Below are 13307 nucleotides of genomic sequence, written 5' to 3' on the forward strand. Positions count from 1 at the left end.
TTAAAGAATTAACGGTGCTCGAGGGCCGAAGGCAGTGCCTCGGCCGGCTCGTCGGATGCGTGGACGGGAAAACGCCAGGCGCAGGGCAGCGCCAGCAGAACCAGGATGCCGGTGGCCATGAACACTTCACTGATCGCCCCCGGCGTACCGGCGGACTGAACCCCGGCCCCCAATCGAAACTCGAGCCAGAGCGAAGCGATGACGATGGCCAGTGACGACACAAGACGCCGGGAAATGTTGTTCATCGCCGCGCCCTGGGTGACCATCGGTTCGGGCAAGGCATTGAGCCCGGCGGTGGTAATCGGGATGTACGACAGGCCGAGCCCGGCGCCGCGCACCATCATCAGGAAAAACACCACGCCGATGGAGCTGCCGGCATCGAGCATGCCCAGGCCCAGCGTCGCGGCGCCGGTCAGCAACAGCCCCCAGAGCACCACGCCCCGTGGTCCGTGCCGATCCAGCCAGCGACCGCCGAGATGCCCGAACAGGCTGGCAAACGCCGCGGTGCACAGCAGCGACAAACCGGTCCAGATCGCGCTGTAACCCATCACCACTTGCACCAGCAGCGGCAGCAACACCAGGCACTCGAACATGCCGACCGACTGCACCACCGCGATGATCACGCTCAAGCGATAACCGCGCAGGGCGAAGATCCGCAGATTGAGCAGCGGTGAAGCGCGATTCAGTTCCAGGCGCACAAAGGCGATCAGGCACAGGATCGCCGCCAGCAACATGCCGAGGTTGAGCGGGTCCGCCAGGGCTTCGGCGTGGCGCAAACGCCCCACCGCGATCATCAACAGGCCAATGCCCGCCGCAATCAGCAGATAGCCCGCCAGGTCGAACGGTTTGCGCTCGGACGCTTCCGAGGCCGGCAGTACGGCCACGCCAAGGATCAGCGCCACCAGACCGATCGGCACGTTCATCAGGAACAGCGAGCGCCAGCTGAACCACTCCAGCATCAGGCTGCCGCACAACGGCCCCAACGCTGGCGCGAGCATCACCGCCGCGCCCCACATTCCTGTAACCCGACCCCGCTCGCCCTTGGCGTACACCGAAAAAATGATCGCCAACGACAACGGGATCATTAGTCCGCTGGCAATGCCCTGCACCACCCGCGCGGTAATCACTAGCGCGATTGAGTTGGCCAGCGCGCCCATCAGTGAGCCGCAGACAAACAGTGCCACGCCCCACAGGTACAGGCGCTTGCGCCCGACCCGTTGGCTGAGAAAACTGGTGAGCGGCATGGTCATGCCCATACTCACCATAAACGCGGCGACGATCCACGTGGCCAGCAGCGGCCCGATGTCGAAAGCCGTCATGAACGCCGGCAATGCCGGGTTGAGCGAGCTGTTGTTGAGGCTGACGGTCAACGTGCCCAACAGCACATTGACCACCACCAGCCAGCGCGGCACGGCAACCGTCAAACCCAAGAGGCGCCTCCTACGAACAGCTGTGGCGGTCGCGGATGGCAGAGGAAATCGGCGTGGGAAATGTTGTAGCCATAGGCTCCGGCCAGCGGCAGTACCAACATGTCGCCAACTTCAACGCCGGTCAGTGGGCAGTCGCGGCTCAGCACGTCCTTGGGTGTGCAGAGTTGCCCGACCACGGTCCAGTCCTGTTTCAACGCGCCCGGTTTTGCGTGATCTCTGGGCAAATGAATGACTGGGTGATCGTGCCCCTGCGCCACCGGCAGGCGGAAATGGTGAGTGCCGCCACGACAGACCAGGAAGTGCTTGCCATGGCTGGTCTTCGTGTCCAGCACTTCAATGGCGTAGTAGCCGCAATAAGCACTGATAAAACGACCGGGCTCGAAGCGCACGATCGGCGCATCCGCACATGCCGCCAGGGATTCCTCAAGGTGCGCGCACAATCGCTGCCAATCGAACTGCTGCGGGCCGAGGTAATTCACCCCGATGCCGCCGCCGACATTGAGATGAGTGATGGTCGCCGGATTCGCCGACAACGCCTTCCACTGCGGCCAGCGCTCCAGATACAGGTCGAGCAGTTGTTCGTGACGCTCCACCAGCGACTGATGGGACATCGCATGCACATGGAAACCCTTGAGCCGCAGGTGGCTGGCGTTATCCACCCAGCTCACCGCTTGGGCCAGTTCCGACTCGTCAATCCCGAATGGCGTGGCGGTGCCGGCCATCGCCAGTTTGCTCGACAGCGGCGACGGCAGTTCCGGGTTGATGCGAAGCAACACGTCCTGCACCCGCCCCGCTTCCAGCGCCAGCCGTTGCAGGCGCACGATTTCATTCAGGCTTTCGATGTGAATCGCTTCGACCTGATGCTGCAACGCCGAACGCAGATCGGAATCCAGTTTGCCGGGGCCGGAGAAGATGAACGGCTTGGGCGTCGGGCAGGCCTGGAGTCGATCGATTTCGCCGCCGGAGGAAATCTCGAAGCCGTGCACCAACGGCGCTACGGTGGCGAGGATTTGCGGTTCGCTGTTGGCCTTGATCGCGTAGTAAAGCTCCACGCCTTTCGGGAGTGCCGCCATCACCTGGGTGACGTGCTGTTTCAGCGCATCCAGGTCATAGATGAACAGCGCCAACGGATCCTCCTGTTGCGTGCGGGCTTCGTCGATAGCGGCCAATACAACGGCGGGCAGCTTATCCATGCTGGACCTCCTTGCCCCACGGCGACTCCAGGGTGACGTAGCCGGCCTGACGATCAGCCTTGGCCGCCAAACGAACTTTCAGGTTGGTTTTGCAGGCAATCGGTTGGCCGGCGATCAGCGCATCCAGCTCCGGCGCAGCACGAGTCAGTTCGGCGCGGATGCTGATCAGTTGTTGCTCGACCCGTTGCCACATCAGCGGTGCCAGGTGCGGACGCTCCCAGCTCAGGGCCAGCACGGCTTCGGACAAGTTGTTGACGAACAGGCAATAGACGATGCGGTTCCAGCCTTGCTGGCGGGTATAGAGCAGCGACTCGCGCACTCGCGGATGCACGTCGGCGTCGATTCGCGAGGCGCCCAATTCGTCGGTCAGTTTCACCCCTTCGAAATCCCGCAGCAGCAGGCGTTGCGGGCGACCGTTGTCGTGCACCAGGACGCTGTTTTGCAGATGCGGTTCCATGACGATGCCGTGATTGAAGAACAACGCCAGCACCGGTCGCAGCAACAGCGCCTGATAGTCATCGAACCAGCTCAACAGCTGTTGGTCGTCGATGTCATTGCCGTTGAAGCGGGTGAGGAACTCATGCACCAACGGCCGCAGATGCAGGCCTCGGGCGAACAACGTGCCGGCCATGATGCTGCAGTCGGTGCCGCTATCGAGGCAGAAGTTCTCGCGCAGGATCGCCCCGGTCTGTTCGCGGAACCAATGGCTGTCGGCTTCGCTGGCGCTGTGCGGCGCCCAGCTCAACAGACCCGGCTCGGCCACCACCGACAACCCGCCGAGGGTCTCGGGCTGAGTCAGTTGCAGGTTGCGGAAAATGCGGTCGATCATCAGCGCGCTTTCCAGTTCGTACCAGGCGTTTTTCCTGACGCAATTGGTGATGCGCACGTTCAGCGAGCCCTTGATAAAGAACTCATGGCCTTCGATGTACCAGGTGCGGATCGACGCCGTGGGATTGGCCATAAATCCCGTTGCGCCGAGATCGACGATGTCTTTGGATTTCAGCAGACGCTGCACCCGGCCATCCTGCATGAACAGTTGCGCCTGGACCGGGTGCATGCAGATCACCGCATGCCCCGGCCGAGCCTGGGATTGATCGGCAAAACCGGCCAGCACCTGGGCTTTGCTCAAGCCATTGGCGCCGACGCTCAAGCCTTCCAGCGGCACTTCGAACAGGTGCAACGCCGTACGCGCCTGGAATTCCGGGGCGTAGGTTTCCTGGGCCAGATGCGCCGGCCACAATCGCGCCTTAGGCGCCGGGTGGTTCGGGTGACCAAACCACAAGCCTTGCTCACTGGCCAGGTAACCGCTGAGTGGGTCACAGTCCTTCGGCGTGTTGTGGCCGACGATGGCCGCGGTCAACAACTGGCTTTGCAGCACCTGATCCAGCAACTCGTCGTTGCTGGCGCGGGTCATGTGTTCACACGCCGCGAGCAACTGCTCGACGAACTCGGCAAACCCCAGGCACGACCAGTCGCCTTCGCCGCGGCGGGCATAGACGTCTGACAGGTAACGGTGACTGCCGAGACCATCGCGGCGGTCTACCATCACAAAGAACTGCTGCTGGTTGGGCAGCTTGATGGTCAGGGGAATGCCCTTCCATTCCAGGCCTTCGAGGTAACTGCCCGGCGCGATACCTTGCATCTGCGTCGGCCAACTGTAACTGAGGCAGTTCTCCGGCAAGGCAAACTCTTTGATCAAGCAATTCAGCAACGCACAGGTCGTTGCCAACTCACTGACCATATTCGGTAACACATTGCGATTTGGATGATTCATGGGTGCTCCACAGTAGCCCGTGAGGTCACTGAATACGTTATCTCGCGAAAAAATTAGTTGCTGATCGACTGATTTAACGGCCGAAGAAACTCCACATAACGACATCACTTCGTTGAGCCTTTTAAACAATCAATGGTGGTTGCACCAACGTCATTAAACTGAAACTTGTCAGTTTGTTAATGCAATGTGGAAAAGTTAAATCAAGGACGCAACTGCGATAAAGCCGCCGCCACAGCGTTATCAAAACGCTGGATCACTTGCTGGCATTGTTCATCGTCGATAATCAGCGGTGGCAACAAACGGATGACATTGCCCTTGCGCCCGCCACGTTCCAGTAACAAGCCTTGTTTAAAACATTGTTGCTGGATGGCCACGGCCAGCGCCGGGTCCATCGGGAAATGTCCGTGGCGATCGGCGGGCTCGCGTTCGTCGACGATCTCGATGCCCAGCATCAGGCCGCGACCGCGTACCTGGCCAAGGGCCGGATAACGCGCCTGCAACTCGACCAACCGATCCTTGAGCCACTGGCCACGGCGTTCTGCGTGGGCGGCGAGGTGTTGCTGTTGCAGCACTTGCAACGTGGCCAGCCCGGCGGCCATGGCCATCTGGTTGCCGCGGAACGTGCCGGCGTGGTTGCCCGGTTCCCACGCGTCGAATTCGCGACGGATGCCCAGCACCGCCATCGGCAAACCGCCTCCGAGGGCTTTGGACATGACGATCAGGTCTGGCTCGATTTCGGCATGCTCGAAGGCAAACATCTTGCCTGTTCGGGCAAAACCGGTCTGCACTTCGTCGAGGATCAGCAGGATGCCGTGCTTGCGAGTCACCTCGCGGATCGCCCGCAGCCAACTGACCGGGGCGCAGTTGACTCCGCCCTCGCCCTGCACTGCTTCAAGGATCACCGCCGCCGGCAACGACACGCCACTTTCGACGTCTTCGATGAACTGGGTGAAATAGTGGGTCAGGGCTTCGACCCCGGCCTCACCACCAATGCCCAGCGGGCAACGGTATTCGTGGGGGAACGGCATGAACTGCACGCCGGGCATCAGGCTGGCGATCGCATTTTTCGGCGCGGTGTTGCCGGTCAGGGCCAAGGCGCCGTGGGTCATACCATGGTAAGCCCCCGAAAAACTGATGATGTTGTTGCGCCCGGTGTAGGTCTTGGCCAGTTTCAGTGCCGCCTCCACCGCATCGGCCCCGGACGGCCCGCAAAATTGCAGGCAGTAATCGCGGCCCTGGTTCGGCAACAGGCTGAGCAGGGTTTCGCTGAAACCGTCCTTGACCGGCGTCGTCAGGTCCAGGGTGTGCATCGGCAGGCCAGAGGAGAGGAAGCTGTCGAGGCAGGCCATGACAGCCGGGTGATTGTGCCCAAGGGCTAACGTACCGGCGCCGGCCAGGCAGTCGAGGTAGGTATTGCCCTCGACGTCGGTGACCCAGACCCCGTGCGCCTTGGCAATTGCCAGTGGCAACTTGCGTGGATAACTGCGTACATTGGATTCGAACTTGCTTTGTCGAGCCAGATAGTCGGCATTGGTTTTTTGCAAAGTGTTAGAGTGCAATAAGCCATCATTCAACATCGGTTTATCCTCGATAAGTTTCGACATGCAAACTATTCCCATTTAGAAATGGACGCAACTGCTGGCTCGCACTTTTTTGGAATATTTACATAACTCGATAATCAGTTATTAAAACTGTTCGCGCACACAACATCACAAGTTATGAAAAACCTGGCAGATGATCATCAGTGCCATTATCCGGCCATGTTCTTGTTATAAAACTGACAACTTTGTTATTACCTTGAAACAGGCACTAACTTATAGAAAAGTATTGCAATGGATTATCAAGTCAGGAGGGACATGGATTTTTTCTCTGCAGGAATCTGTTGATGAAACTACCGGCGGCGCCCTTCCTTGTGGCGCAACGCTCGGTGGGATCGATTCAGAAGTCGACGGTGGCCGACAGGAGATAGGTTCGTGGAGTCGCGAGCGTCAAACCAGGCTCGCTGTCATCCGAGGCACCGGCTGAACTCCAGTAGCGCTTGTCCGCCACGTTCTCGACGTTGGCCCGCAAGGTGATGTTCTTTTCGTCGACCTTGAAGGCGTAGCGAGCGCCGACGTCCATACGCGTCCAGGCGTCGATTTCCTTGACGTTGGACTGGTCCAGGTACTGCGAGCTGGAATAGATGGCGCGGCTGGTCAGGGTAAGGCCTTCCACGGATCGCACGTCATATTCGGCGCCGACGTTGACGTTGTATTTCGGGGTGGCGGGTGCGCGGTTGCCGTCGAAGGTGCCGTTGGTGGTGTTTTTCAACTCGCTGTCGATGTACATGACGCCGCCGAGCAGGCGGACGCCTTTGAGCGGTTCACCGAACATGCTCACTTCTACACCGGTGTTTTCGCGCTTGCCGTTCGGACCGAAGACGCGCGTCTGGGCGTTAGTCTCATAGGCGGGCTGCTTGATCCGGAATACTGCGGCGGTGACGGCGAACGGGCCCGCGTCATACTTGGCACCGACCTCAACCGAACGGCTGATGAACGGCGGGAAGATTTCGTCTTCGTTCACCGAAGTCGACGGCGCGATCTTGCCCTGGCTCAGTCCTTCCATGTAGTTGGCGTACAGCGACAGCTTGTCGGTGGCCTTGAACAGAATGCCGCCCGACGGCGAAACTTTTTCCTCGTCGTAGGCCGTGTCGCCTTTGATATTGTCCGACCAGTCGTCGACCTTCACGCGCTGCCAGCGGGCACCGAGTGTCAGCAGTACACGGTCATCGAAAAAGCCCAGAGTGTCGGACAACGCCACGCCGCTGAAACGGTTCTCGGTGTAGACCTTGGGGTCCTGTCGCGTCGGTCGGACCGGTGTCGGTGTTTCCACGGGGTCATAAAGGTTGCTAGGGGACGCGGCATAACGGGCGCCGCCATTTTCAAAGTCCATGTAGAAATAGCTGGCCGCCAGGTTGACTTCATGACTTACCGGGCCGGTATGGAACCAGTTACGCACACCGAAATTCGCGGTGCGGACATTTTCGTCGCGGGTGAAGTCGCGGGGCTGAACGCTGAAATCGCCGGCGTCATTGGTGATGGAAACGGCATGCCGGAGGAAGTCATGATTACTTTTCCGCGCGCCCACGCCACCGTAGAGCATCACGGAATCACTGACATCGAATTCGCCATTCACCGTGCCGAAAGTGTCCTTGGTCCGCGCTTTGCTCCACGGTTGCGCATAGTTGCTGCGGACTTCGCTGGCATGGGGAACCTGCGCATTGGCGCCGACGATCACACGCTCTTGCGGCGCATCGGTATCACGCTCGGTATGCCCGACGTCCGTCGAGAGGCGCAAGCGCTCACCGCGAAAATCCAGACCCAGCACAAACATGTCGCGGTCGACACTCTGGTGATCCCATTCGGTATCGCCGGACTGCTTCACGCCGTTGAAGCGAATCCCGAATTTGTCATCTTCACCAAAGCGCCGACCGATATCCACGGCACCGCCGATCTGGTTGTTGGACGCGTAGTTGGTGGTGAACGAGGTGATCGGCTTGTCAGTGGCGCGCTTGGGCACCACGTTGATCCCGCCACCGACGCTGCCCCGGGGCGAAATGCCATTGATCAGCTGGCTCGGGCCTTTGATGATGTCGACGCGGTCGGCCATCTCCATGTCGATCGTATAGGTCGGCAGGACGCCGTAGAGGCCGTTGTAGGAAACATCGCTGTTGAACAGGCTGAGCCCGCGAATGGTGAACTGCTCATAACGCCCGCCCGCCGGGTTGGTGGCGCGAACGGAAGGATCGCTGGCCACAAGATCGCCCAAGGTACGCGCCTGCTGGTTCTTGACTGCCTCGGCGGTGTAGGTGGTCATGCTGAACGGCGTTTCCATGAAGTCTTTCGACCCCAGCAAGCCTTGCGAACCTTTACGCGCGACCTGGCCACCGGCATATACCTCGCCATCCGACCCACCTGTGGCACCGAGAATCGAGGTCGGCGCCAGTTGCAGGCTGCCGCCTTCCGGCGCCGGGGTCAGGATGTACGCCTGCTCGCCGACCGGTTGCAGTTGCAGACCGGAACCCTGCAGCAACCGGGCGAAGCCCTCCTCGACCGCGAACTCACCGGAAAGACCAGGGCTGTTGCGACCACTGACGAGCGCCGGGTCCACGGACAGATTGACCCCGGCCAGCCCGGCGAAACGGGTCAGCGCGGAGCTGAGGCTGCCGGCCGGCACCTGATAACTGCGTCGAGACGCGTCATCAGCCCAGCCGGCCGTGATGAACAACGGACAGGCACTCAGGCTCAACAACAGACTCAAGTGCAACAACGGGCGCAGCCTGGAGGGAGTCAGACGCGTACTGCAAGGCATCACTGCGGGCATTGAGAATCTCTCTGATTTCGTTTCACTTGCCTTCAATGACAAGCGACGCGAAAAAAGGGGACACGCCTCAAACAATATTTTTGCGCGGCAGTAGCGTTACCCAATAACGCGTACGCGAATGCACCTCCAGCGGCAGGCTGGCCGCTAGCAACGCAAGGATGCGATCAGTGTCTTCCAGACGAAAACTGCCGGTGACGCGCAGGGATTCCAGCTCGGGCTCCCAGCGCAACACGCCGGGGCGATAGGTGCTGAGTTCACGCAGAAAATCCCCCAGAGGTTGGTTCTGCGCCATTAGCACGCCGTCACGCCAGCCCGGGGCGAGCACGTCGAAGGGCTCGACGGCACCCGCCCCCATCGCCTGAAGGTTGACTTGCTGGCCGCCGCGCAACGAAAAGACCGGGCCGCGCAGAGGCTGCAACTGCACCAAGCCTTTCAGCACGGACACCTTGCAACCTGCCTGGCCCTGGCGAACGCAGACTTCACTCTGACTGACGATCACTTGCCCGAAGTTCGTCTGGATCGTCAGCGGCGAAGAGCCAGGCACATTGAGCGCGATTTCGCCTTCCACGAGTTTCAGCAGTCGATTCTTCATATCGATATCGACGGCGCTCGCGGTGTTCAATTGCAACGTGCTGCCATCGCTCAACTGGACTTTCTTGCCCTCCCCGGTCGCGGTCCGCAGGTCGGCGCTCCAGACATCCAGCGGCAACTGTCGACTGATCAGCCAGGCAGTCGGCACCAACGCCACGGCGCCGACAGCGCGTTTCAGCACGGTGCGTCGACTTGCTTGTGGACGATCCAGGCTGGCCATCGCCAAGGCTGTCGGCAGATCGGCAAAACGCTGGCGCAGGAGTTGAGCTTTCTGCCAGGCCTGCTCGTGACTGGAATGACTGTCGCGCCAGCTCTGCAACTCGGCGCGATCGCGCTCATTGGCGGAGCCGGACTCCATGAGCGCCAGCCACTGTGCGGCGGCCCGCACGACTTGACGGGCTTCGGCCGAAGGTGCGGAACCGATCACAGCTCCACCAGCAGGCAATGTTCGTAGGCTTGGGCCATGTAGCGCTTGATCGTGCGTTCCGAAACTTGCAGGCGCTCGGCGATCTCTTGATAACCCAGGCCTTCGAGCTGGCTCCAGAGAAACGCCCGTCGCACCGGGCTCGGCAAGCCATCGAGCAATTCGTCCAGGGCTTGCAGGGTTTCCAGCAGGATCCAGCGCTGCTCGGGGGACGGCACGCAGTCCTCAGGCAGCAGCGCCAATGCACTGAGGTAGGCTTGCTCCAGACTGCGGCGCTTGTAGAAGTTGGTCAGCAGGCGTTTGCCGACTGTCGCCAGGTAGGCGCGGGGTTCTTGCAGGTCGGCGATGCACTGGGAGCTGGCGAGCAAACGCACGAACGTGTCCTGACTCAGGTCCGCCGCATCACTGCCATTGCTCATGCGTCGTCTCAACCAGCTTTCGAGCCAGCCCCGGTGGTCGCGGTACAGGTCGTGGAAGGTTTGCCCCGTCGGCATCGCTGCATCACTCATCTAATGGAACCCTGCGCGAAGAAATATTTTAAATGCGACTCATTCTAATTAGTGATGGGACTTCAAATAAAGCGCTTTGTGCGGTTTGCACCCAGTAAATACTTGAATAAATCAGTGATGGACGGGGATTTTCGGCACGCAAGCACCGGCCAATCGGGGCTGCGGCTAATCGAGGGGAATTATCACGAAACGTCAGAATTCATTGCAGATCCGCACCGGGACGGCGGATGTGAATCCCCGAGGACCAGGGAAAAGGAGAGAAAAGCCAAATTGCAGACACAAAAAACCCCGGTCTTTCGACCAGGGTCTTTGCTATCGACTCGAAGTGGATACTGGCATGACCAGCGTCTTTTCTTCGTAGCTTCAAGGCGTTCAGTGGGCCTTGAGGCAGATATGGCGCAGCGGACGGGACTCGAACCCGCGACCCCCGGCGTGACAGGCCGGTATTCTAACCGACTGAACTACCGCTGCGTATCGCTTTGGACTTGCATCCAATTAACTCGTCTGACTGAAAGCTTCGAGGCTTTTCAATCTCGAAGCAGGCTAAAAACCTGCTTCGGAAATATGGCGCAGCGGACGGGACTCGAACCCGCGACCCCCGGCGTGACAGGCCGGTATTCTAACCGACTGAACTACCGCTGCGCGTCGGTGGAGGCTTTTAAAAGCTTCCATCTTGCTTTCGCAAGACTCTCGGAAGTGGTGGGTGATGACGGGATCGAACCGCCGACATTCTGCTTGTAAGGCAGACGCTCTCCCAGCTGAGCTAATCACCCGTTTGCATCTCCGAGGCCGCGAAATTTACGCAGGTAGCGAACCTAAGTCAATAGCAGGATTGAAGTTTTTCTGAAAAAGACAAAATCATGTCATTCCGTACGGGGTCGGTAACTGCCAGACCGCTTTCGCGAGCAGGCTCGCTCCCACAGTGGATCGCGTTTATTCAGGCAGCATGCTTTGCAGTGTGGGAGCGAGCCTGCTCGCGAATACGACGGCACACCCAATATCAACGCTTCCAGGCCGAAGCGAACTACGCGCTGTAGATCATCTTCTTGGTCATCCCGCCATCCACCACGAACTCCTGGCCCGTGACGAAACCGGCGTTCCTGGACAACAGCCACGCCACCATCGCCGCCACGTCCTCGACCGTCCCTACCCTGCCCGCCGGATGCTGGGCATGGTCGGCATCGGTCAGCGGTTCGGCGCGACGTGCCGCCGGGTCCCGTGCATCAATCCAGCCGGGACTGACCGCATTCACACGGATTTCCGGCCCCAGGCTGATCGCCAACGCGTGAGTCAGGGCCAACAGACCGCCCTTGCTCGCCGCGTAAGCCTCTGTGTCGGGTTCCGACTGCCCGGCGCGGGTCGAGGCCAGATTGACGATCGCACCGTTGTGAGCACGCAGGTACGGCGCACAGTGCTTGGCCAGCAACATCGGCCCGCTCAGGTTGACCGCCAATACACGGTTCCAATAGGCCAGATCGAGGCTTTCCAGGGTGATGTTATGCGGATCGGCCACCGCCGCGTTGCACACCAGCGCATCCAGACGCCCGAACTGCCCCAGCACCTCGGCAACGCCCAGCGCCACTTGCCCTTCGTTGGAGACGTCCATGGCGATGAACCAGGCGTTGTCGCCGAGCACCTTCGCCACTTTCGAACCGCGCACACGATCCAGATCCGTCAGCACCACCTGCCAGCCTTCGCTGATCAGCCAGGCGGCGATGCCCAGGCCGATGCCGCGCGCGGCCCCCGTGACCAGCGCAACGCGGCCATGGGTGCCCGTACTCGGTGTGGACAACTCGATCACAAGGCAGCCAACCCGCGCGCCAGATCGGCTTGCAGGTCGGCTACATCTTCCAGGCCGACCGCAATGCGGATCAGGCTGTCACGGATGCCCGCCGCTTCACGCTCTTGCGGCGCCAGACGGCCGTGAGAGGTGGTGCTCGGGTGGGTGATGGTGGTCTTGGTGTCGCCAAGGTTAGCGGTGATCGAGATCAGACGGGTCGCATCGATAAAGCGCCACGCGCCCTCTTTGCCGCCCTTGACCTCGAAACTCACCACCGCGCCGAAGCCCTTCTGCTGACGCAAGGCCAGCTCGTGCTGCGGATGGCTCTTGAGACCGGCGTAATGCACCTTCTCGATGCCGTCCTGCTGCTCCAGCCATTCGGCCAGTTGCTGGGCGTTGGCACAATGGGCCTTCATCCGCAGGTTCAGGGTTTCGAGGCCCTTGAGGAAAATCCAGGCGTTGAACGGGCTGAGGGTCGGCCCGGCGGTACGCAGGAAACCGACGATTTCCTTCATCTGCTCACTGCGCCCGGCCACCACGCCACCCATGCAACGGCCCTGGCCGTCGATGAACTTGGTCGCCGAGTGCACGACGATATCTGCGCCCAGCTTCAACGGCTGCTGCAAGGCAGGCGTGCAGAAACAGTTGTCGACCACCAGCATCGCGCCCTTGGCGTGAGCGATTTTAGACAGCTCGGCGATATCGACCAACTCGGCCAGCGGGTTGGACGGCGATTCGACGAACAGCAACTTGGTGTTAGCCTTGATCGCTGCATCCCAGCCGGACAGGTCCGCCAGCGGCACGTAGTCGACTTCGATGCCGAAGCGCTTGAAGTACTTCTCGAACAGGCTGATGGTCGAACCGAACACGCTGCGCGATACCAACACGTGGTCGCCAGCGCTGCACAGGCTCATCACCACGGCCATGATCGCGGCCATGCCAGTGGCCGTGGCCACCGCTTGCTCGGCGCTTTCCAGCGCGGCAATGCGCTCTTCGAACGCGCGGACGGTCGGGTTGGTGTAACGCGAGTAAACGTTGCCCGGCACTTCACCGGAAAAACGCGCCGCCGCGTCGGCAGCGGTACGGAAGACGTAGCTGGAAGTGAAGAACATCGGATCACCGTGTTCGCCTTCCGGCGTACGGTGCTGACCGGCGCGTACGGCCAGGGTATCGAACGCTACGCCATCGAGGTCGCTGTCCAGCCGACCGGCATCCCAATCCTGACTCATGCTGTCACTCCTTGC

Annotated in this window: 9 protein-coding genes and 3 tRNA genes; all 12 read right to left on the reverse strand. The window is 60.6% G+C overall.

What is annotated here, in order from left to right:
• Positions 1-8: 8 nt before the first annotated feature.
• Positions 9-1424 carry a DHA2 family efflux MFS transporter permease subunit gene (locus ACIQY3_RS18925; protein WP_403022340.1) on the reverse strand — a complete coding sequence of 472 codons (1416 nt, stop codon included), beginning with the start codon at positions 1422-1424 and terminating at the stop codon, positions 9-11.
• Entirely contained in the window at positions 1421-2623 is a 1203-nt protein-coding gene (locus tag ACIQY3_RS18930) for a type III PLP-dependent enzyme (protein ID WP_403022104.1), read from the reverse strand. The genes ACIQY3_RS18925 and ACIQY3_RS18930 overlap by 4 nt, the downstream gene beginning before the upstream one ends.
• Positions 2616-4397, reverse strand: coding sequence for an IucA/IucC family protein (locus ACIQY3_RS18935; RefSeq protein WP_403022106.1), 1782 nt, complete (start codon positions 4395-4397; stop codon positions 2616-2618). The genes ACIQY3_RS18930 and ACIQY3_RS18935 overlap by 8 nt, the downstream gene beginning before the upstream one ends.
• Positions 4398-4597: 200 nt before the next feature.
• The gene (locus ACIQY3_RS18940) at positions 4598-5974 is read right to left on the reverse strand and encodes a diaminobutyrate--2-oxoglutarate transaminase (RefSeq protein WP_403022342.1); all 1377 of its coding nucleotides are present in this window, start codon (positions 5972-5974) and stop codon (positions 4598-4600) included.
• A 361-nt stretch (positions 5975-6335) separates the two neighbouring features.
• Positions 6336-8759 carry a TonB-dependent siderophore receptor gene (locus ACIQY3_RS18945; RefSeq protein WP_403022108.1) on the reverse strand — a complete coding sequence of 808 codons (2424 nt, stop codon included), beginning with the start codon at positions 8757-8759 and terminating at the stop codon, positions 6336-6338.
• Positions 8760-8826: 67 nt separating this feature from the next.
• Complete coding sequence (locus tag ACIQY3_RS18950) at positions 8827-9777, reverse strand: FecR domain-containing protein (protein ID WP_403022110.1); 951 nt, start codon at positions 9775-9777, stop codon at positions 8827-8829.
• Positions 9774-10283, reverse strand: a complete 510-nt coding sequence (locus ACIQY3_RS18955; protein WP_403022112.1) for a sigma-70 family RNA polymerase sigma factor — start codon at positions 10281-10283, stop codon at positions 9774-9776. The genes ACIQY3_RS18950 and ACIQY3_RS18955 overlap by 4 nt, the downstream gene beginning before the upstream one ends.
• A 394-nt stretch (positions 10284-10677) precedes the next feature.
• A tRNA-Asp gene (locus ACIQY3_RS18960) sits at positions 10678-10754 on the reverse strand.
• A 94-nt stretch (positions 10755-10848) separates the two neighbouring features.
• Positions 10849-10925, reverse strand: a tRNA-Asp gene (locus tag ACIQY3_RS18965).
• Between the two features lie 55 nt (positions 10926-10980).
• Positions 10981-11056 (reverse strand) — tRNA-Val (locus ACIQY3_RS18970).
• Between the two features lie 251 nt (positions 11057-11307).
• Positions 11308-12084 carry an SDR family oxidoreductase gene (locus ACIQY3_RS18975; protein ID WP_403022113.1) on the reverse strand — a complete coding sequence of 259 codons (777 nt, stop codon included), beginning with the start codon at positions 12082-12084 and terminating at the stop codon, positions 11308-11310.
• Positions 12081-13292, reverse strand: coding sequence for an O-succinylhomoserine sulfhydrylase (locus ACIQY3_RS18980; RefSeq protein WP_054615508.1), 1212 nt, complete (start codon positions 13290-13292; stop codon positions 12081-12083). Before ACIQY3_RS18980 ends, ACIQY3_RS18975 begins: the two co-directional genes overlap by 4 nt.
• Between the last annotated feature and the right edge of the window lie 15 nt (positions 13293-13307).

Source organism: Pseudomonas sp. NPDC096950, assembly GCF_044762525.1.
In the GTDB taxonomy this organism is placed as follows: domain Bacteria; phylum Pseudomonadota; class Gammaproteobacteria; order Pseudomonadales; family Pseudomonadaceae; genus Aquipseudomonas.